The following is a 19,401-nucleotide window of genomic DNA, read 5'->3' on the forward strand; positions in this document are numbered from 1 at the left end:
CGGGTGTAATCTTATCGCTTAAAACTGTCAGGCATATTTCGCGCCAGCCAACCCCGTAGGGTAGCGATCTGTTTGCGCTGAAGGCCTCTGGCCGGAGGCTTTGATAGAGCGCAAAGGCATTTTCAAGTGCTGCTCTCGATGCAGCAGTGTAAGCAACAAGATGGCGCGCTCATCCCCATCGCTGCGCAGAAAAATAGCCTCTAGCTCGCTAAAAGGGCCTTCGGTGATACGAACCGAGTCCCCGCGAGAAAACTGGCAGGCTACCGGTGCTTCAGCTTCGTGAGCATGCAAGTAGTCGATCAAGTCCGATGACACCACAGCGGGCTCGTTACCAAAGGTCACCAGGCGCGCAACACCACGAGTGGAGCGGATGGAGTACCAGTTGTCTTGCAAACGATCAAGACACACAAACAAGTAACCAGGGAAGAGAGACTCGACCAGCTCGACCTGCTTGCCGCGCTTGACGTGCAGCGTGCGGCGCTGAGGGCGATAACATGTGAAGGACTGGTTACGTAGATTCTCTTCTGCCCGCTCATCCTGGCGAGGCTTACATTGAATCAGATACCAGTTGGACGCGCTGTTGACGTTATATCCAGACATCCTGTCACCCGAGCGATGCCTAGCGTCGCTTTCAACTAAACACGATGATTTGGCCCTCGCCTGGCGCATGATGACGTCACCTCGCACTCTCTGGTAAGGACTGCTGCGCCATCATAGCCACCACCCAGCCAACCGGACAAGACTTGACTACCAGGGCAACACATGGTCTCAGCGAGCCAAACCACTCATAACCTGGCGCACAGAGACAGTCCAATCTATTGATCGCCCACTCCAAAACCCATGAGCACTGTCTCAGACTGACAACAGACAGACAGCTTTTACGCCACGCCAGCCTTGTATTTGCGACGAGACTCGCAAAATAAACCACAATGCTCAGACGATTTTCTGTCACAAAACCGACTTGCCAGCCCACTAAAGTAGGCCTGCCGCAGAGGCCTCCCTGACCGGCGCGACACGGGCCGGGAGCACGCATCAGGATTGTCCTGATTGCACTTGCGCAACAAGGCTCTGTTCTGGGGGTTTTCATTCAACTCCATCTGCGTATAATCATGGTCGTATTTCCCACGTAACAAGGAGACGAGTTATGAATAAACAAGTACTTGCACTAATTGCCAGCGGCCTGTTGCTCGCCTCCGGCGCAGCTATGGCTCAGGGCACGACCGACACTAGCGCCAATGGCGCTGCTGGCGGTTCGGGTAGCGCAACAGGTGCCACCAGCGGAGCTGCTGCTGGCGGCGGAGCAGCTGCTGGCGGCCTTGGCGCCATGGGCGGCGTCGTCATCGGCGGCGCGGTGATTGGCGGCGCTGTTGCTGCAGCCAACGATGACGGCGATGGCTCTAGCGGCACTACCGGTACTACCGGCACTACCGGCACTACCCCCTGATCCGGGGCGCTTCTTAAAGGATACAAAGCCACCCACCAGCACGTACGCTTGGGTGGCTTTTTTTTGCATGACGTTATCGCCGCCTATTTAACTAATAAGAACTTCCGCTCATGACTCGCATTACTCTCGGCGCCCTCGGCGCAACGACTCTCTTACTGCAAGCCTGCATGTTTTCCCCAGGCATGCATATGGACACGGACCGTCTGATTGCTGAAGACTCTGTCGAGGCAAGCATGGTCGAGATGGTGCAAATCACCCCCAAGGTACTCGCACAGGAAAGCGTCGTGCGCCCCGAGCGGCAGATTCCCCAGGCACTACTGGACTACACCCCCGAAAACTATCGCCTTGGCCCCAATGATGCGCTCTTTATCACCGTGTGGGACCATCCAGAGCTGACCATCCCGGGCGGCCAGCAGCAACCATCCTCGGCCAACGCACGGGTGGTACGCGACGACGGCACCCTGTTCTACCCTTTCATTGGCAACGTAAAAGTGGAAGGGCTAACCCAGGAAGAGCTGCGCAAACTTATATCTGAGCGCTTGGCCCGCTACATTGAGCAGCCTCAGGTTGACGTCAACATCCTCGAGTACAACAGCCAAAAGGTGACCCTTAGCGGCGCCTTTGTTGAGCCTGGGTTCCGAGCAATAAACTCTCAACCACTTACCCTGCTTCAAGCCGTCGGCGAAGCAGGAATAGACCAGAACCGTGCTGACCTTTCTCGCCTGCAGATTCTACGCGACGGCCAAATCTATACCCTGGATTACGACTACCTTACCGGACACCCCAGCGCAGTCGGCAGCATTTACCTGAAAGACGGCGACAAGTTGCACTTTGGCCTGAACGATGCTCGCAAGGTCTTCGTCATGGGCGAGGTGCCCCGCCCGACGGCATTGGCCTACAGCACCAGCCGGATGACCCTGAGTGAAGTCTTGGCTACGGTGGGCGGACCATCCCCGACCACCTCCAGCGGCCGCGAGGTCTACGTCATTCGCGGCGTCGAAAATCTGGAAACCGACAAAGCCACCGTTTTTCAGCTGAACGCCCAGTCTCCTTCTGCCTTTATTTTGGCTGATCAGTTTGAAATGCAGCCGCAAGACGTCGTTTTTGTAGGGGCAGCCGGAATTACTCGCTGGAACCGCTTTATCAGCCAACTACTGCCTAGCGCGACACTCGTTGGTACCGCAGCAAGGGCAGGTAGCGATTACAACGACTTCACCGACGACAATTGATCGTGTACTGCAAGTGGACCCTGCGCAGCTGCGCCTTGCTCGCAGCTGCGATAACTGTTGGCGGCTGCAACTCGATGACCTCCAACGCCGTCGACAGTTTTCGCTTGGCGTGGCAGGGCAAGGTCAACGAAATACCTGACAGCCAAGTACAGGCCGTGACCGGTGATAGCCTGCTGATACGCGCAGGAGCAGCGGAGGCACTGTTTACCGCGCCGGCAGGCAGCACCGGCTGCATCGCCTGGTGGGGCATCTCCGAGCAAGTTGAGACGTGTTACGGGCGAATCAGCCAAATTGTCGGGCTCGAGACAGACGTTGCCCAGCATCTGGCCGCAGGCGACCCGTTCCAAAGCGGACTGTTAAATGTAACCGAGGGCCAGCAGGTGACTCGGCTGGTTGATTTTCCGCTCTCCTATCAAACCGGCATCACCCAAATTGCGACCTACTCTATCGGCCCACGCGAATCTCTCACCCTGTTTGGGCAGACTGCGCAATACCAGCGCATTGACGAACGCATCTGGATGCCGGAGCTGGACTACTCAGCACTCAACCAGTACTGGGTAGACCCTGCCACCGGGCAAGTACGGCGCAGCTTACAACACCCTAGCCCCGAGTTCCCGGTCTTTGAAGTCATCAGCACCCACAAGCATGGCAAGGATGCACAAGAATGATCGCTAGGCTGCTACTGGCTGCTTTGCTGCTCCACCCTCCGCTACTCGCTGCCGCTCCCACGTTCAGTATCGACGGTGCAGTAGACAAGCCTGGCACCTATAACTGGCAGCCTGGCGTTCGCCTGCTAGACGCCTCTGTAACCGCGCAGGTGAACCCCGACGCCTGGTACATGGGCGCCACTCTGCAGCGCGAGAGCGCCAAGCTGGAGCAGCGCAAACTTAAGGTAGGCCTGCTATTCGACCTGCGCAGCGCCAAGGTACGCTCGAGGCTGTCGCACAACCCCGAAGCCCAAGCACTGATTGAGCAACTGATTGCACAAGTCCAAGCCATGCCAGTCACCGGCCGCGTTATGGCTGAAATGAACCCTTTAAAACAGCGCCTGATCCGCCACAACCCGCTGCTGGAAGCCGGTGATAGCATCAGTTATGCGCACCGCCCATCCAGCATAACCGTAACCGGTGCAGTACAGGCAACGTGTCAACTTGCGTATTCTTACACCGCCACCCCATATGACTATCTGGCCGCCTGCCCGGCACACCCCCTGGCCTCTGCCGATAGCTTGTTCCTTATACAGCCTGACGGGGCAGTGATCCATTTGGGCAGCGGGCACTGGAATCAACAGACCGCCCCTGTTGCTGTTGGCGCCACACTATTAGTCCCTGTAAGCGAGGCGGTACTTACGGCTGCCGACGAGCCGGAAACCTTCAATGAGGACATGGCAGCCTTTATTGCCACTCAAACACCCGCACAGGAGCGCGCCAGGTAATGCAGCGTCCATTCCTGACAACCCTGTCCGCCGCTGCGCTACCGTCAATGCTAGTGGTCAGCTTAACCGCCACTGCCGACATCAATAGCCGCTACAGCACCACGCAGCATGACTTTGGTGGCGTAGGCCTGTTGCAAACACCAACGGCGCGCATGGCAGAAGACGGTAACTTGAGCTTTAATGCTAACCGCACCGAGCCTTACAGCCGTTACAGCATCTCGGCACAACCGCTACCTTGGCTTGAGGGCACTATTCGCTATATCGCCATCACCAACCGCAACTACGGACCAGAAGAATTTAGTGGCGACCAAAGCTTCAAGGACAAGGCGATTGACTTCAAGGTTCGGCTGCTGAAAGAGGGCTACTGGACCCCACAAGTTGCATTCGGTATGAGAGACGCCGGTGGTACAGGGCTTTTCTCCAGCGAGTACTTTGTCGCCAACAAACGCTTTTACGACCTGGACGTTAGCCTGGGTTTAGCCTGGGGTTACATCGGCAACCGGGGCGGGATTACAAACCCCCTAGGCTGGCTTAAGGACAGCTTCAAAGACCGCGGCGAGGTCACCGCGGACGTATCTCAAGCCGGCGACCTTGGCACCAACCGTTATTTCAAAGGGCCGATCGGCATATTCGGCGGTGTTGAGTACCAGACGCCCTGGGATCGCCTGCGCCTCAAAGTTGAGCTGGATGGCAACGATTACCAGTCCGAACCGTTGAGCAACCAGATAGATCAAGACTACCCCATCAACTTTGGGGCCACTTATCGCCTGGGTGAAAACATCGACCTGACCGCAGCGCTGGAGCGCGGCAATACCGCGATGTTCGGCATTACCTATCAAGCGAACATGAAGACCAACCCCGAGCCGAAAAAATACCTCGACCCCGCACCCGAAGCACGACGCAGGCTGCCCGTTGGCGTCAACGGTGGCCAGGTTGATTGGGCCGACATCAGCCGGCGGCTCAACGAGAATGCCGGTATCAAGGTGCACCAGATCTCGCTGCACGACGATGAGGTGATCGTCACCGGCGAACAGACCCGTTTTCGCAACCGCGCCCAGGGCATCGGTCGGGCCGCTCGCGTGCTGGACAACAGTTTGGGCGAAGGTAGCTATGACTGGTATACCTTGGTGTATCGCCCCCGCGGAATGGACGTTAGCCAGACCAGCATCAATGCCGACACCCTGCGCCGCTACGAAATGAATGAGGTCAACGCTGACACATTGCGCAAGGGAGTAGTAAATGCCGTGCCGTCGGTACTGGATGACGACGTCGTTTACACCGCCCCACTGGATAAATACAGCTTCGGTACCTCGCTCGGCTATACACAAAACGTCGGCGGCCCAGATGGCTTTCTTCTGTATCAATTCTTGTTGCGCTTTAACGGTGCCTACTACTTTGATGAGAACAAGTGGCTAAACGGCAGCGTCGGGGTCAACCTGCTGAACAACTACGACAAATTCAAGTACGACGCCCCGAGTAATCTGCCACGCGTGCGCACCGATATTCGCTCGTATGCCACCAGCTCAGATGTCCAGCTCAGCCGGCTGCAATACACACAGACCCACCGCCTGGATCGTGACCTGTATGCCATGGCCTACGCCGGTCTGTTTGAGTGGATGTACGGTGGTGTTGGCGGTGAAGTCCTGTACCGCCCCTACGGTGCAAACTGGGCAATTGGCGCAGACTTTAACTGGGTCAAGCAGCGCGGCTTTGAGCAGGATTTCAGCTTCCGCGATTACTCCACGCTCACAGGCCACGTGACCGGCTACCTGCAGACAGGCATCTATGACGTGCTGGCCAAGGGTAGCGTGGGGCGCTACCTTGCCGGCGATTATGGCGCCACGCTGGACTTGTCTCGTCGCTTTGACAACGGCTTCACGATGGGCGCCTGGGCGACCATGACTAATGTCTCCAAGGAGGAGTTTGGTGAGGGTAGTTTTGACAAAGGTGTCTATATCCAGATTCCGTTCGACGCCTTCTTCATTCGCTCCACCACATCAGTCGGCACCATCGCCTGGAACCCGCTTACCCGCGACGGTGGCGCTCGCCTTGCACGCTACTACCAACTCTACAACTTCACCAGCGACCGCGATCTAGATAACTTCAACGACGGCTTTCGCCGCCTCACCGAGTAATGTTGATGTGGCGCGAGCTGGAACGCTACCGCCTGATATGGCGACCGTTGTTTGTTATCGTGTTCTTCGCACTGCTGGCATTGGGGCTGTATCTGGGCATGCGCCCCACCCCGCCGCCTGCGGCCTATAGCTGGCAGGCCAGCCTGTATCATGGCGGCGGCATCTTTGCGCTGACGCTGTTGAGCTTCCTGGCTTTTGCACGCTGGCCCTGGTGGCTACGTGCGGTGTTGATGACAGCGGTGGGTGGAGCCGTGGAGATGGTGCAGGCGCTGCACCCCACGCGCTCGACAGACTGGAACGACATTATTGCCAACAGCATCGGACTGGTGATCGGCCTCCTTTTGATAGGCAGCTATCAATACATGCTGCGCCGCCAAGCTAACTAGCCGCCCCCTCTATAAAACACCCCACGACTCAATCGCCCCTCTGACAGACCTGACTTGGCCTGCGCCCGGGTGCTCGCACGGCACACGCCAACCCTCTGCAGCGTCAACATTCAGACCGCTTGTCGATATACGCTGTTTTTTGTCATTTTTGCGTCACACATCGCAGAGACGAATCTTCCTTACTGATAGTTTCAAGCCTGGAACATTGATAAGGAGCGTCCATGTCCATAGACGATTTCAAACCTCGCTTCACCCGCACGGAAATTTGGAAGGGTTGGCAGCGCACGCCACCCAAGCCAGAGCGCCAGATCCCCTATGACCTGCAGCTGATTACCTTGCGCCTGGCAGACTCACTGCCCGCCAGTGCGATGCTGTCGCTGCAGCAAGAGGTAAGAGCCCAGCCACCCCAAGAGCGCGTTCTGTACCGCCGCAAACGCCTGGATCACTACCTGCAGCAGGGCCATGGTTGCTGCCTGCTGAAGCACCCCAAAATGGCGGCCGAGCTGGCCGACGCGCTGGAAAGCCAGAACCGCAAGCGTTACAAGCTGATAGCCTGGTGCATCATGCCCAATCACGCGCAAATCCTGCTCGAACCCACCTACGCGACCCCGCGCATCATCCAGGGCTGGAAAACAGCCACCACCCACTGGATGCAAAGCAACAAAGAGGCGCTGGCTCTGGAGACGCCCGGCCGCCTGCTATGGATGCGCGACTACTGGGACAGATACATCAAGGATGAACAGGATCTGCACCAGAGCATTCAGGAGCTGCATGGCACACCGGTGTCTGCGGGCTTATGCGAACAACCGCAACAGTGGCGCTGGTCCAGCGCCTATGAGTCCGGGTGAATTGATCGCGCCCTGCGGGCATAATGATCGCCTTAGCCAGGAGACCCCATGCACCCAGACGAACAACAACGGCTGCTGACAGAATTAGTCAGCCTGACGCGCGCCGCAGGCGACGTGATCATGGATATTTATCACAGCGACTTTGCGGTGCGAGGCAAGCACGATGCGTCGCCCGTCACGGACGCCGATGAGCGCGCCGAGGCGCTGATTCTGGCCGGCCTGGCCGAGTTGGGAGTGGCCTTTCCCGTGGTGGCGGAGGAAGCCACCGCCGCCGGCCATGTGCCCGAGGTAGCTGACTGCTTCTGGCTGGTTGATCCGCTTGATGGCACACGGGAGTTCATCAACCGCAACGGGGAATTTACCGTCAACATCGCGCTGATTGAGCACGGCAGCCCCTTGCTTGGCGTCGTTTACGCGCCCGCTATCAACGCGCTGTACGCCGGATCACGCGCTGGCGGCGCTTATGTCGAAGATACCGAAGGTCGTCGCGCTATCCGGGCCCGGGCGCCTGCCTCAGAGGGGCTTGATGTGTTGGCCAGCCGCTCCCACGGCGATGATGCTGCACTCAAACAGCTGCTGGCCGAGCGTCCTATCCGTTCACTCATCAATGCCGGTTCTTCTCTCAAGCTCTGCCTGCTGGCGGCCGGCCAGGCCGACATATACCCGCGGCAGGGGCGAACGATGGAATGGGATATCGCAGCGGGCCACGCAGTATTGGCTGCAGCAGGCGGGCAGATACAAACCCTGGACGGCGGCCCACTGTTGTACGGCAAACCGGGATTTGAAAACCCTCACTTTGTCGCCAGCGGCGCTCAGCCGTTTTTTTCATAGCCCCGTTGTAGTAACGCAAACTCGGACGCGGGGCCTGTTGGCAGACAATAAAAAACGCCCGACAGCGGCAGCGCCGTCGGGCGTTTTAGCAACAACTGGGACGATCAGGCAGCAGGCTGCGCGGCCTTGACCATAGTCTGCAGCTCGCCGGACTCATGCAGCTCGAGAATGATATCGCTACCACCTACCAGCTCGCCGTTAATCCACAGCTGCGGAAAGGTGGGCCAGTTGGCGTAGCCCGGCAGAGTGGCGCGAATGTCCGGGTTTTGCAGAATATCGACATAGGCAAACTTTTCGCCGCAAGCCATCAGCGCCTGCGAGGCGCGGGCGGAAAAGCCGCACTGAGGGGCGTTGGGCGCACCTTTCATGTAGATCAGCACCGGGTTGTTGGCGATCTGTTCTTTGATGGTATCGATGGTATCCATGGCATTCCTCATGAGGTTGACGGCGTTCGGGCGCCTTGCAGACCGAACATTCTAACGCAAACTACCCTGCCTTGCGGAGGGGCCAAGCCCCAGCCATTTGCCAGCGGCCGGATTTTCCCTATAAGATCGCTGCTTCTCTTTATTACTGTGGCTGTTACCAGGCCGTCAGGCTTCTGGTAGGGCGACGTATTTCCGGTCGTCAGGCGACCGAGGTTACTAGGTAGTACCAATATGACTACACGGCACTTTTTATCGCTGATGGACTGCTCGGAAGTCGAGCTCATCAGCTTGATCAAACGCGGCGTTGAGCTCAAGTCCCTGCACCGCCAGGGCGTGGTCTACGAGCCCCTGAAAAACCGCGTATTGGGGATGATCTTCGAAAAGGCATCCACCCGCACTCGGGTGTCCTTTGAGGCTGGCATGATTCACCTGGGCGGCCAGGCTATCTTCCTGTCACCACGCGACACCCAGCTGGGCCGTGGCGAGCCGATCGAAGACAGCGCTCGCGTGCTCTCCAGCATGTGCGACGCCATCATGATTCGCACCTTTGCGCACGAGACCTTGGAAACCTTCGCCCAATACTCGAAAGTGCCGATCATCAACGGTCTGAGCGATGACCTGCACCCCTGCCAGTTGCTGGCGGACATGCAGACCTATCTGGAGCACCGCGGCTCGATCAAAGGCAAGACTGTTGCCTGGATCGGCGATGGCAACAACATGTGCAACACTTTCATCCAGGCCGCCATCCAGTTCGACTTTCAGCTGCGCGTTGCCTGCCCAGAGGGCTACGAGCCGGCTCAGCAGTTTCTGGACCAGGCCGGCGAGCGCGTGACCATAGTGCGCGATCCGCTGGAAGCCGTCGCGGGTGCACACTTGGTAAACACCGACGTGTGGGCCTCCATGGGCCAGGAAGACGAGGCCGCAGCACGTCTCAAACAGTTCGCACCTTATCAGGTAACGCCAGCCATGCTGGATGCGGCCGACGAATCGGTGTTGTTCATGCACTGCCTGCCCGCCCACCGCGGCGAGGAAGTCAGCGACGCCTTGATGGACGACCCGCGCAGCGTGGTCTGGGACCAGGCAGAGAATCGCCTGCACGCGCAGAAAGCGCTGGTCGAATTTCTGCTGGTCGAGTAACCCCATGACCACGCCAGTGCTGGAACTCGATTCACTCAACTGCGGCTATGGCCAGCAGTTGATCGTCAATGCACTGAGCATTCATTTGCGTGAAGGTGATATCGGCTGTCTACTCGGCCCCTCGGGCTGCGGAAAGACCACCACCCTGCGGGCGATTGCCGGCTTCGAGCCGATTACCGGTGGTGCGATCCGCCTGGATGGCAAGCCGCTGAGCACAACTCAGCTGCGCGTGTCGCCCGAGCAGCGACAAATCGGCATGGTGTTTCAGGACTACGCGCTGTTCCCGCACCTGACCGTGGCGGAGAACGTGAGCTTTGGCATTCACACATCGCCCGAGCGCAAGCGCATCGTCGATGAGCTGCTGTCGCTGGTCAAACTCGACAAGCTCGGCCGGCGCTACCCACACGAGCTGTCCGGCGGCCAGCAACAACGCGTCGCTTTGGCCCGCGCCCTGGCCCCCAACCCGCGCCTACTGTTGCTGGACGAGCCGTTTTCCAACCTTGACGGTGAGCTGCGCCGCAGACTGTCCGCCGAGGTTCGCGAGATACTCAAGTCGCGTGGCATCAGCGCCATGCTGGTCACCCACGACCAGGCAGAAGCCTTTGCCGTATGCGACCAGGTAGGCGTGTTGAAAGACGGCCATTTGCAACAGTGGGATACCCCTTACAACCTCTATCACGAGCCGACCACTCCCTTTGTCGCCAGCTTTATTGGGCAAGGATATTTTATTCGCGGCCACATGCAGGCGCGCGACACCGTGGCGACCGAGCTGGGTACGATTCAGGGCAACCGCGCCTATCCGATGACCGAGGGCAGCCCCGTGGACGTGCTGTTGCGACCGGATGACCTGGTAGGCGACGCCAGCAGCGCCCTGCGCGCCCGCGTGATCGACCGCACCTTTCAGGGCGCAACCATTCTTTACCGCATGCAGCTGTCTACCGGCACCCAGCTTGAGGCGTTGTTTCCAAGCCACGCCGATCATCAACCCGGCGACGAGGTCGGCCTCCGGGTCGCCGCCGAGCATCTGGTAGTTTTTCCTGCCCAGGGCAGCGTCAACCTGCATGCACAGCTACCGCTGGAGCAAGTGCTAGATACCGGCCGCTCTGCCTGAGCCTTTACATGGAGAACGCTGCGCGTTTCTCCATCCCACACAGTGCTGTCCGTAGGGCGGAGAACGCCGCAGGCTTCTCCGCCCCCCCGTCAGGGCTGCGCCGGGCCGTACAGCGCCCTGCTCGCCTTGCCATGGATCATGCGCGAGAGCCGGTAATCGGTATTTTGCATCATGCCGATGATGATCGCGTTGTTGCTCGGGTCAATCCAGCACCAGGCACCCTGGATACCCCACCACCAGTAGGTCCCCTCCGGCAGATAGCCCGCCGCCGGTGAGTCATTGACCACCGCCACATTCAAGCCAAACTGGTTACCGGGAAAGAACGGACCGATGTTCTCTACACCTTGCGGCAATTGATTGCGGCGCATCAGCTCAACGGTTTCCGGCTTGAGAATGCGGGTGCCTTCCAGCTCGCCGCCAGCCAGCAACATACGGGCGAAGCGCAGATAGTCATCCGCCGTCGAGATCAGACCGCCCCCGCCATTGAGAAAGCGCGGCTTACTGAGAAACGGCGTGTTAGGCACGGCCTTGAGCGAACCGTCTGGCTGCGGCTGATAGGACACAGCAAGACGATCCGCCTTGTCCTCTGGCGCATAGAAATCGGTATCCACCATCTTCAACGGCCCAAAGATCCGTTCTTGCAGATACAGGTCAAACGGTTTGCCGGACAGCACCTCGATCAGCGCAGCCTGGATGTCCACGGAGATACTGTAGTGCCAGACCGTACCCGGCTGGTGCAGCAGCGGAATATTCTCCAATTTGGCCATCATGTCGGCGAACGTGGAGTCGCGATTCTGAATATCAGCCTGCACGTACAGCTTGTCGACCTGGGTGTCGCCAAAACGGCCATAGGTAAAGCCCGCCGTGTGCGTCATCAGCTCTCTAACGGTCACGGGATGGGCAGCAGGCTCGGTCTTGGGCATGCCTTCCGGACCATCAGCCACCGCCACCTGCAGGTTCTGCAGCTCCGGAATGTACTTGCCTACGGGGTCATCCAGCTCAAAGCGCCCTTCATCGTAAAGCGTGAGCAATGCAGCACCCGTTACCAGCTTGGTCAGCGAAAAGATTTTATACAGGCTATCAGGCTCTAGCGGCCGCTGTTGCTCTCGGTCCGCGTAACCGTATTCACCACGCTGCAGCACGTCACCATCCTGGTACACCAAGGTGGCAATGCCGCCGATGCGCCCTTGGGCCACTTCCTGCTGCATGGCAGCAGCAAAGGCATCCAGCCGTGGTTGAGTAAAGGCCTGTGCAGCCTGTTCGGCCTGCAGCGTGGCGGAGAAGCCTGCGGCCAGCAGTACCGCACCGCCCAGCAGTTTACGCATGCTTGATTGGATCATTCTTGTTCTACCTTGCGACTGTTGTTGGCCTGTCTCCACTCCGCATTGCTCGTCGCTAACGTGGCACGCCTGCCTCGCGCTCAGCCGGGCACACAGCCTAGGCAGCCAGGCGAACGAAGACGGCAACAGCCTCAATGCGGGCGTCAACATTGCACCAAGACTAGCCATCAAGAGACAGGATTCCAAGCTGTCTCACCACTCATCAGGCGCAGTGATAACCACGCCCTGTTGTAACAAATGTCACCCAGTGGCGTCAGATGAGTACAGTCACCACACACAGGATCGACCATGAAACGCCGTACCCTGCTTGGCGGCCTGCTCGCCGCTCCCGCAATCCCCCTGCTGGCCCGCACTGCCAGCGCCAAGGATGCCTTTCACCTGCCACAGGTCGACGCGCTGGATGTACCCGCTGACTATTGGCGCGACAAGGTCTCGGACGCCGCCTGGCAGGTGCTGTTCGAGGAAGATACCGAGCGGGCCGGCAGTAGCCCGCTGGACAAGCTCTACGACCCCGGCACCTACCTTTGCGCCGCCTGTTACTTGCCGCTGTTCTCGTCGGAGCATAAGTTCGACAGCAAGACTGGCTGGCCCAGCTTTACCCAACCGTTGGTCGGCCACATCGGCACCCGGCAGGATTACACGCTTATCTGGCCACGCACCGAGTACCACTGCGCTCGTTGTGGCGGCCACCAGGGCCACGTGTTTGACGATGGCCCGGCGCCGCGCGGTGAACGCTGGTGCAACAACGGCCTGGCACTGACATTCATTCCTGCTGGCGAGCCACTGCCAGCATTGCGAGGTGACGCATGAAGTACGCTTTTACCACCCTGACCCTGCTGGCCCTGTCACCACTGGCAGTAGCCAACCAAGCGGTCACCCAAGGACCGCCCGGCACCGAGATGGCGGTATTCGCCGGCGGCTGTTTCTGGTGCACCGAGTCAGACTTCGACAAGCTGCCGGGCGTAGTCGAAACCCTGTCCGGCTACACCGGTGGCAGCGCCAAGACCGCCGACTATCAGCAGGTCTCCTCCGGCAGCACCGGCCATATCGAATCGGTTGCGGTGTTTTTTGACCCGAGTAAGACCAGCTACGCCGAGCTGGTCGAGGCGTTCTGGCCAACCATCGACCCACTCACCGCCAACGCCCAGTTCTGCGATCGCGGCCACCAGTACAGCAGCGCGCTCTACTACGCCAATGAGGAGCAAAAAGCACTACTGGAGGCCTCGCGTGATGCCATCAAGGCACGCTTTGATGAACCGATACAAACCCTGATTCTGCAGCGCCAGCCGTTTTACGCTGCGGAGGATTACCACCAGAACTACTACGAAAAGAACCCACTGCGTTACACCTTCTACCGCACCACCTGCGGCCGCGACGCCCGACTTGAGGACTTATGGGGCGAGCAAAGCAAGCGCTGATCAGCCTCCATGCGCTCTGGCCCTCTGGCCGGGTCGTAACCAAGGCGCGGCACGACCATGGAAAAGTCGCGCACGAGTCGGGATAATGACGGGCTTTGACAGCCCAAGCGGAAGCCACCATGCAGATTGCCGAAAAAACCGTTGTCCAGTTTCACTACGACCTCTCCGACACCAATGGCCCGATCGAGTCCTCCCGTGAGCACGACCCCGTGCTGTACTTGCACGGCCAGACCGGCCTGATCGATGGTTTGGTGGAGGCCATGGAAGGTCGCAGTGCCGGCGAAACCTTCAGCGTCACACTGCCGCCAGAGAAAGCCTACGGCGCAGTGCGCGAAGACGCACTGCAAAAGGTGCAGGCCAAACGCCTGGAAGGTGCCAAGAAGTGGAAGCCCGGCATGATCGCCATCCTGCAGACCGAGCAGGGCCCGCGTCAGGTTGTCGTGGTCAAGCCGGGGCTGTCACAGGTGCTGGTCGACACCAACCATCCGCTGGCGGGCCGTGAACTGACCTTCAACGTCGAGATTCTCGACGTGCGCGCCGCCACCGAAGAAGAACTGGCTCACGGCCACGCCCACGGCGTGGGTGGCCACAACCACTAAGCAAACAGGCGGTCATGAGCCATGACCGCCCTGTCAGATGCTGGACGCGCGCTGTCGCGTCCGCTTCAGCGCCGTTCCCCCCGTAAAGCCAGTACCTGCTCGTGCAAGTGCTCAGGCAACGCCGCGTCGGGCGATACCGGCTCACCCGCCACCAGACAGACACGCGACCACAGGCGACGAAAGAAGCCCTTGTTCGGATCGCGGCTGAAGAAACTGCCCCACAACCCCTGCAGCGCCATGGGGATAACCGGCACCTGGTCATTTTCCAGTATCCGCGTGATGCCCGCACGGAACACGTCCATCTCCCCGTCAGCAGTCAGCTTACCCTCAGGGAAGATACACACCACCTCGCCAGCCCGCAGATAGGCCGATATGCGCTCAAAGGCACGTTCATAGGTGGCCGCGTCCTCGTTGCGTCCGGCAATCGGCACGGTGCCCGCCGTGCGAAAGATAAAGTTGAGCACCGGCAACTGATAGATTTTGTAGTACATGACAAAACGCACCGGACGCCGCACAGCGCCGCCGATCAACAGCGCGTCAACAAAGGACACGTGGTTGCACACCAGCACGCAGGGGCCCTCATCTGGAATAGCCTCCAGGTTGCGGTGCTCGACACGGTACATAGAGTGCCCCAGCAGCCAGATAAGAAAGCGCATGCTGAATTCCGGCACCACCTTGAAGATGTAGCCATTGACCAGCAGGTTGAGCAGCGAGATGGTCAAAAACAGCGTCGGAATCGACAGCTCCAGCACACTGAGCATGACAATCGCCAGAATCGCCGAACACACCATTAGCAGCGCATTGAGAATATTGTTGGCGGCGATGACGCGCGCGCGCTCCTCTTCCCGGCTGCGCGACTGAATCAGCGCGTACAGCGGCACAATGTAAAAACCGCCAAACACCCCCAGCCCCAAAATTGCACCCATCACGCCCCAGGCGCCAGGCTGGGCCAGCAGGGTCAGCCAGTCATACGGCTCGGCACCGGCCGCAATACTCCCCGACAAACTCCAGATCAGCAGCCCGAACACGCTCAGGCCCAAGGAGCCAAAGGGCACCAGACCAATCTCTACCTTGTGCCCCGACAGCCGCTCGCAAAGCACCGAACCCAGCGCAATACCAACCGAGAACATGGTCAAAATCAGGGTAACCACGCTCTCGTCACCGTGCAGGTAGTCCTTGGCAAAGCCGGGAATCTGCGTCAGGTAAGTCGCGCCGAGAAACCAGAACCAGGAGTTACCCAGGATCGAGCGCGATACCGAGGGCACCTGTTCCTTAAGCCCAAGCCGCAGAATGGCCCAGGATTGGCGGAAAATGTTCCAGTCAATCGCCAGGTCCGGCAAGCCGGCACGCGCAGACGGGATGCGTCGCGCCGCCAGATAGCCGCCAATCGCCACCAGCACGACCGAGCCCCCCACCAGGCTTGCCCAGCCGCCGCGGGCCATGAGCACGCCGGCGCACAAGGTACCGCCCAGAATGGCCAGAAATGTGCCCATTTCAACCAACGCATTGCCGCCAACCAACTCGTCTGGCTCCAGCGCCTGCGGCAGGATCGAGTATTTGACCGGCCCAAACAGCGCCGACTGGGTACCCATGGCGAACAGCACGACCAACAGCAGCGGCAAACTGCCCAGCCACAGGCCCAGCGCCCCGAGCAGCATAATGGCCACCTCACCCAGCTTGATACGCCGTATCAGCAGATCCTTGTCGAACTTCTCGCCAAACTGCCCGCCCAGCGCCGAGAACAGAAAGAACGGCAGGATAAACAGCAACGCGCTGAGGTTGATCAGAAGGTCACGGTCAGCGCTGAAGCTGAGCTTGAACAGAATCGCCAGAATCAGCGCCTGCTTGAACAGGTTGTCGTTAAAGGCGCCCAGCAACTGGCTGGTGAAGAAAGGGAGAAAGCGTTTGCTGCCCAGCAAACTAAACTGCGAGTGTTCCGACATGGCGCTGCGTATCCTTCCGGTCAAGTTGGTGCAGCGGGCAGCATACCCAAAATCGGCAGGTCCCGGCGCGAAACCTGCCGACAATCTGGTCAGCCTGACTGAGCCCGCCGGCTAGCGCGTCGCCCCCATCACGCTCAGACGTGCCTCGCGGCGCAGCACCCAGCGATGAATGCGCTCCTGACGCTCGGCGGTCAGCGGGTAGCGCCAAGCAATCACAAAGGCCGTCATATACAGCGCAACCGGCCCCAGGATGTACAGCACTCGCAGCGACAGCAACTGCGACGCGGTGTGCTCCGCCGCCTTGGCGTCAAAGCCGACCAGTGCCAGCAGACCCAGCGACAGCCCAAGCCCCAGCGCCATCGCCGCCTTCTGCGCCATCCCGCTCATGGCAAAGAACAAACCGGTGCGGTGCTCGCGACTACGCGCCGTATCCAGATCGACGATATCCGCGAGCATAGACAGCGGCAGAAACTGGAAGGCCGCAAAACAGAACCCCTTGATGGCAAACAGCACGGCGAACGGCAAAAGCTGGCCGGCGCCCAGGAAGAACATGCCAAGAATACTGGTGCTGGAAATCGCCAGTGCGGCGCAGAACGCACGGTGTTTACCGATGCGCTTGCCCACGTGCAGCCAGAAGGGAATGCCCAGAATACCGATGCCAAAATAAAGCAGATACATCAGGCCGATCTGCGCCTGAATCTGAATCACGTGCTGCATGAAGAACACCGACAGCGCGTTGCGGAAGGATTCGCCGGTCACCACCACCAGCAGCATCAGGATCATGCGCTTGAACGGGCCGTTGTTCTTCATCACCCGCAGGCCCTTCTTCCAGTCGGTGCGCTCAACCGACTGCGGCGGCGCTTCCTTGACGGCAGCAACCACCCAGAAGACCGTCAGCGGCAACAGGATCAGCATCATCCAGGCCATCACCGCGAGAATCGGCCCGTACCCAATACCCAGCTCACCATCGCGGCCAAACAGCATCACTGCCGTTTGCATCACCCAGCCGTCGGTATGGCCGGCCTGAAAGCGCGCACCCAGTGCCTGCACCAGTGCGGGAGCCAACGCCGCCAGAAATAACCCGATGAGTACATAACCTTCGCGTGACGCCACTACCCGGCTGCGCTGATGATAAACGTTGGACAGCTCCGCCCCCCAGGCACCGTAAGGCAGTGTCACCATCGTCCAGCCCAGATACATCAGCATGGTCCAGAACAGTAGATGCCCTATCCCTATGCCGTCGGGCGGCATGAATATCATCACCGTGCCAGCCAGCATCAGGGGCACGCCCATCACCAACCAGGGCTTGCGGCGCCCGAAGCGGGTGCGCCAGCGATCGCTCAGGGTGCCGATCAGCGGGTCGGTGATGACGTCAGAAAGCCGGGCGATGACCAGTACCAGCGCCATCAGCGCCATGTTCAGCCCCACTTCCTGGGCGTAGAAGGGTGGCAGGTAAACCACCAGCGGATAGCCGATAATCGCCAGCGGCATGCCGATAGAACCATGAAGAAGAATTGTTGAGCGCTTGAGAACGCCGTTGGCGTCCGTACTGGACTGCGACATGCCACTCTCCCGAGAGTCGACGGGTCGGTAACCCGTATTTTTATATTTATTGTTTGCCCGGCGCCCAGGGCAGTTCAGACCGCCCACAGGTGCACGTTTGTATACTCTATACCTCAGCTGAAGCGACTCATACCAGTGCGCCGGCCGGCAGCCAGTGCCAATTCATGCAATATGTTTCCAGCGCCGTTATACTCGCGGCCGGCTGCACGCCGCGAGATTGAGCGTTGGCGCGGCCTGTAGCCAGACCGGTCGCCTGCGCGCACCTCCATCAGCTCTGGCTATAGCACTCATTCGCCGCGCTGATGGCGAGGTCAGCGCAGCTCGATCCAGGTTTAAGCAGGAGCCGAGTAATGCCCAGTCGTCAGCCTTCAACCTTGCACGCGGTCTTTGCTGCCGCAGCCCTGCTGCTGGTCGTTCACGGCCTGGGACGCTTCATTTTTACACCGCTGATGCCCCTGCTGGTCGACGATGGCCAGTTCAGCACTGGCGAAGGCGCCGCCATCGCAACCTGGAACTACCTCGGCTATCTGCTGGGCGCACTCGCCGCGATCCGCTGGCACCGACCCGGGCAGATTCGTGCCAGCATCCCCTTTGCGCTGGCCTTGCACTGCCTGACCCTGGTGGGGCTTGCCGTAAGCGAACAGCTGACACTGATTACCCTGCTGCGCCTGGGCAACGGCATCAGCAACGGCCTGATCTTTGTGATGGTGCCCGCGCTGCTGATGGAGTGGCTCGCCGCTCGGCAGCGGATTGGTCTGAGCGGCCTGATCTATCTCGGGGTAGGTACGGGCTTGCTGTTGTCTGGTGTACTGGCTCACCCTCCAGGTACATCACTAACGTCGGCCGCCCGCTGGTGGCCTGTGGCCCTGCTCAGCCTGCCTTTGGCGCTGTGGGGTGGCTGGCTGATGCTGCGCTTGAACATCGACACAACCAGCCAGGACGATAGTGCCAGCACTCCGGCCCCCAGCGCGCTACTGGACGCGCGAACCTGGCCCCTGTTTCTGGCCTACGCCGGCGCCGGCCTTGGCTACATATTGCCGATGACCTTTTTGCCGATGATCGCCAGCATCCAGCTGGGCAGCACGCACCCAATGGTGCAGCAGAGCTGGCTGATTGTGGCAGCTGCAACCCTACCGGCGGCCTGGTTATGGAACCACTTGGGTCTGCGCCTGGGTGACCAGCGAGCGCTGCTACTCAACTACGCCATCCAGTTATTGAGTGTGATTGCCGCTCTGACCTTACCCGGCAGCACTGGCATCCTTCTGTGCTCTGTGCTGATGGGTAGCAGCTTTCTGGGCGCAGTACTGCTTACCCAACGCCTGGGCCGCAGCCTGCAGCCACACCAAGGGCCTCGCCTGTCGGCGGCACTGATCGCACTTTACAGCGTGACTCAATTGCTGGGGCCGTGGCTCGCGCGCGCATGGCTCGATCACGACGGCACATTACCTGAAACGCTTTGGCTCGGTGCGGGCGCGCTAGCCTGGGCGCTGGCCTGGACCTGGCGCACCGGACGCGCAACCCGGTGAGCGGGAACCTGTGGAACAGCATTGCACTCAA

At 59.7% G+C, this 19,401-nt stretch carries 19 protein-coding genes; 14 read left to right on the top strand and 5 right to left on the bottom strand.

What is annotated here, in order from left to right:
* Positions 1-27 precede the first annotated feature (27 nt).
* Positions 28-669: a transcription/translation regulatory transformer protein RfaH gene (rfaH, locus tag HV822_RS02505; RefSeq protein WP_396264979.1), complete on the bottom strand. Its 642-nt coding sequence runs from the start codon at positions 667-669 to the stop codon at positions 28-30.
* Positions 670-1,144: 475 nt separating this feature from the next.
* Between rfaH and HV822_RS02510 the strand changes: the two genes are divergently transcribed.
* The 8 genes from HV822_RS02510 (at position 1,145) to cysQ (ending at position 8,308) form a co-directional block, all read left to right on the top strand.
* Positions 1,145-1,444, top strand: a complete 300-nt coding sequence (locus HV822_RS02510) for a hypothetical protein (RefSeq protein ID WP_238872094.1) — start codon at positions 1,145-1,147, stop codon at positions 1,442-1,444.
* Between the two features lie 188 nt (positions 1,445-1,632).
* A complete protein-coding gene (locus HV822_RS02515; protein ID WP_238872095.1) occupies positions 1,633-2,673 on the top strand; it encodes a polysaccharide biosynthesis/export family protein in 1,041 nt (346 codons plus the stop codon).
* 74 nt (positions 2,674-2,747) lie between these two features.
* Positions 2,748-3,341 carry a YjbF family lipoprotein gene (locus HV822_RS02520; RefSeq protein ID WP_238872096.1) on the top strand — a complete coding sequence of 198 codons (594 nt, stop codon included), beginning with the start codon at positions 2,748-2,750 and terminating at the stop codon, positions 3,339-3,341.
* Positions 3,338-4,108 carry a capsule biosynthesis GfcC D2 domain-containing protein gene (locus HV822_RS02525; protein WP_238872097.1) on the top strand — a complete coding sequence of 257 codons (771 nt, stop codon included), beginning with the start codon at positions 3,338-3,340 and terminating at the stop codon, positions 4,106-4,108. The genes HV822_RS02520 and HV822_RS02525 overlap by 4 nt, the downstream gene beginning before the upstream one ends.
* Positions 4,108-6,243: a YjbH domain-containing protein gene (locus HV822_RS02530; protein ID WP_238872098.1), complete on the top strand. Its 2,136-nt coding sequence runs from the start codon at positions 4,108-4,110 to the stop codon at positions 6,241-6,243. The genes HV822_RS02525 and HV822_RS02530 overlap by 1 nt, the downstream gene beginning before the upstream one ends.
* A gap of 5 nt (positions 6,244-6,248) precedes the next feature.
* Positions 6,249-6,629 carry a VanZ family protein gene (locus HV822_RS02535; protein ID WP_238872099.1) on the top strand — a complete coding sequence of 127 codons (381 nt, stop codon included), beginning with the start codon at positions 6,249-6,251 and terminating at the stop codon, positions 6,627-6,629.
* Between the two features lie 221 nt (positions 6,630-6,850).
* A complete protein-coding gene (locus HV822_RS02540; RefSeq protein ID WP_238872100.1) occupies positions 6,851-7,477 on the top strand; it encodes a transposase in 627 nt (208 codons plus the stop codon).
* 48 nt (positions 7,478-7,525) lie between these two features.
* Positions 7,526-8,308, top strand: a complete 783-nt coding sequence (gene cysQ / locus HV822_RS02545) for a 3'(2'),5'-bisphosphate nucleotidase CysQ (RefSeq protein ID WP_238872101.1) — start codon at positions 7,526-7,528, stop codon at positions 8,306-8,308.
* Positions 8,309-8,412: 104 nt separating this feature from the next.
* Here the strand turns inward: cysQ and grxD are convergent, their stop codons facing one another.
* Positions 8,413-8,733, bottom strand: coding sequence for a Grx4 family monothiol glutaredoxin (grxD, locus tag HV822_RS02550; RefSeq protein WP_238872102.1), 321 nt, complete (start codon positions 8,731-8,733; stop codon positions 8,413-8,415).
* A gap of 231 nt (positions 8,734-8,964) precedes the next feature.
* On the opposite strand from grxD, the gene argF reads away from it, so the two are divergent.
* Both argF and HV822_RS02560 read left to right on the top strand, forming a co-directional pair.
* A complete protein-coding gene (gene argF, locus HV822_RS02555) occupies positions 8,965-9,870 on the top strand; it encodes an ornithine carbamoyltransferase (RefSeq protein WP_238872103.1) in 906 nt (301 codons plus the stop codon).
* 4 nt (positions 9,871-9,874) lie between these two features.
* A complete protein-coding gene (locus HV822_RS02560; RefSeq protein WP_238872104.1) occupies positions 9,875-10,981 on the top strand; it encodes an ABC transporter ATP-binding protein in 1,107 nt (368 codons plus the stop codon).
* An 89-nt stretch (positions 10,982-11,070) separates the two neighbouring features.
* On the opposite strand, the gene HV822_RS02565 is transcribed toward HV822_RS02560, so the two are convergent.
* The gene (locus HV822_RS02565) at positions 11,071-12,306 is read right to left on the bottom strand and encodes a serine hydrolase domain-containing protein (RefSeq protein ID WP_238872105.1); all 1,236 of its coding nucleotides are present in this window, start codon (positions 12,304-12,306) and stop codon (positions 11,071-11,073) included.
* Between the two features lie 303 nt (positions 12,307-12,609).
* Between HV822_RS02565 and msrB the strand changes: the two genes are divergently transcribed.
* The 3 genes from msrB to HV822_RS02580 all read left to right on the top strand — a co-directional run bounded on the left by msrB (position 12,610) and on the right by HV822_RS02580 (position 14,338).
* Complete coding sequence (gene msrB / locus HV822_RS02570) at positions 12,610-13,131, top strand: peptide-methionine (R)-S-oxide reductase MsrB (protein ID WP_238872106.1); 522 nt, start codon at positions 12,610-12,612, stop codon at positions 13,129-13,131.
* A complete protein-coding gene (msrA, locus tag HV822_RS02575; RefSeq protein WP_238872107.1) occupies positions 13,128-13,739 on the top strand; it encodes a peptide-methionine (S)-S-oxide reductase MsrA in 612 nt (203 codons plus the stop codon). The genes msrB and msrA overlap by 4 nt, the downstream gene beginning before the upstream one ends.
* A gap of 119 nt (positions 13,740-13,858) precedes the next feature.
* Positions 13,859-14,338, top strand: a complete 480-nt coding sequence (locus tag HV822_RS02580) for an FKBP-type peptidyl-prolyl cis-trans isomerase (RefSeq protein WP_238872108.1) — start codon at positions 13,859-13,861, stop codon at positions 14,336-14,338.
* A gap of 65 nt (positions 14,339-14,403) precedes the next feature.
* Here the strand turns inward: HV822_RS02580 and HV822_RS02585 are convergent, their stop codons facing one another.
* Both HV822_RS02585 and HV822_RS02590 read right to left on the bottom strand, forming a co-directional pair.
* Entirely contained in the window at positions 14,404-16,281 is a 1,878-nt protein-coding gene (locus HV822_RS02585; RefSeq protein ID WP_238872109.1) for an MFS transporter, read from the bottom strand.
* A gap of 111 nt (positions 16,282-16,392) precedes the next feature.
* Positions 16,393-17,844: an MFS transporter gene (locus HV822_RS02590; protein ID WP_238872110.1), complete on the bottom strand. Its 1,452-nt coding sequence runs from the start codon at positions 17,842-17,844 to the stop codon at positions 16,393-16,395.
* A gap of 350 nt (positions 17,845-18,194) precedes the next feature.
* Between HV822_RS02590 and HV822_RS02595 the strand changes: the two genes are divergently transcribed.
* A complete protein-coding gene (locus tag HV822_RS02595; RefSeq protein WP_238872111.1) occupies positions 18,195-19,370 on the top strand; it encodes a YbfB/YjiJ family MFS transporter in 1,176 nt (391 codons plus the stop codon).
* The last annotated feature ends 31 nt before the right edge of the window (positions 19,371-19,401 follow it).

It is taken from the genome of Halopseudomonas maritima (assembly GCF_021545785.1).
Lineage (GTDB): Bacteria > Pseudomonadota > Gammaproteobacteria > Pseudomonadales > Pseudomonadaceae > Halopseudomonas > Halopseudomonas maritima.

What these genes read in the sequence shown, in the direction of transcription:
- rfaH (WP_396264979.1), bottom strand. Translation starts at nt 669, where the DNA reads ATGCGCCAGGCGAGGGCCAAATCATCGTGTTTAGTTGAAAGCGACGCT.
- HV822_RS02510 (WP_238872094.1), top strand. Translation starts at nt 1,145, where the DNA reads ATGAATAAACAAGTACTTGCACTAATTGCCAGCGGCCTGTTGCTCGCC.
- HV822_RS02515 (WP_238872095.1), top strand. Translation starts at nt 1,633, where the DNA reads ATGGACACGGACCGTCTGATTGCTGAAGACTCTGTCGAGGCAAGCATG.
- HV822_RS02520 (WP_238872096.1), top strand. Translation starts at nt 2,748, where the DNA reads ATGACCTCCAACGCCGTCGACAGTTTTCGCTTGGCGTGGCAGGGCAAG.
- HV822_RS02525 (WP_238872097.1), top strand. Translation starts at nt 3,338, where the DNA reads ATGATCGCTAGGCTGCTACTGGCTGCTTTGCTGCTCCACCCTCCGCTA.
- HV822_RS02530 (WP_238872098.1), top strand. Translation starts at nt 4,108, where the DNA reads ATGCAGCGTCCATTCCTGACAACCCTGTCCGCCGCTGCGCTACCGTCA.
- HV822_RS02535 (WP_238872099.1), top strand. Translation starts at nt 6,249, where the DNA reads ATGTGGCGCGAGCTGGAACGCTACCGCCTGATATGGCGACCGTTGTTT.
- HV822_RS02540 (WP_238872100.1), top strand. Translation starts at nt 6,851, where the DNA reads ATGTCCATAGACGATTTCAAACCTCGCTTCACCCGCACGGAAATTTGG.
- cysQ (WP_238872101.1), top strand. Translation starts at nt 7,526, where the DNA reads ATGCACCCAGACGAACAACAACGGCTGCTGACAGAATTAGTCAGCCTG.
- grxD (WP_238872102.1), bottom strand. Translation starts at nt 8,733, where the DNA reads ATGGATACCATCGATACCATCAAAGAACAGATCGCCAACAACCCGGTG.
- argF (WP_238872103.1), top strand. Translation starts at nt 8,965, where the DNA reads ATGACTACACGGCACTTTTTATCGCTGATGGACTGCTCGGAAGTCGAG.
- HV822_RS02560 (WP_238872104.1), top strand. Translation starts at nt 9,875, where the DNA reads ATGACCACGCCAGTGCTGGAACTCGATTCACTCAACTGCGGCTATGGC.
- HV822_RS02565 (WP_238872105.1), bottom strand. Translation starts at nt 12,306, where the DNA reads ATGCGTAAACTGCTGGGCGGTGCGGTACTGCTGGCCGCAGGCTTCTCC.
- msrB (WP_238872106.1), top strand. Translation starts at nt 12,610, where the DNA reads ATGAAACGCCGTACCCTGCTTGGCGGCCTGCTCGCCGCTCCCGCAATC.
- msrA (WP_238872107.1), top strand. Translation starts at nt 13,128, where the DNA reads ATGAAGTACGCTTTTACCACCCTGACCCTGCTGGCCCTGTCACCACTG.
- HV822_RS02580 (WP_238872108.1), top strand. Translation starts at nt 13,859, where the DNA reads ATGCAGATTGCCGAAAAAACCGTTGTCCAGTTTCACTACGACCTCTCC.
- HV822_RS02585 (WP_238872109.1), bottom strand. Translation starts at nt 16,281, where the DNA reads ATGTCGGAACACTCGCAGTTTAGTTTGCTGGGCAGCAAACGCTTTCTC.
- HV822_RS02590 (WP_238872110.1), bottom strand. Translation starts at nt 17,844, where the DNA reads ATGTCGCAGTCCAGTACGGACGCCAACGGCGTTCTCAAGCGCTCAACA.
- HV822_RS02595 (WP_238872111.1), top strand. Translation starts at nt 18,195, where the DNA reads ATGCCCAGTCGTCAGCCTTCAACCTTGCACGCGGTCTTTGCTGCCGCA.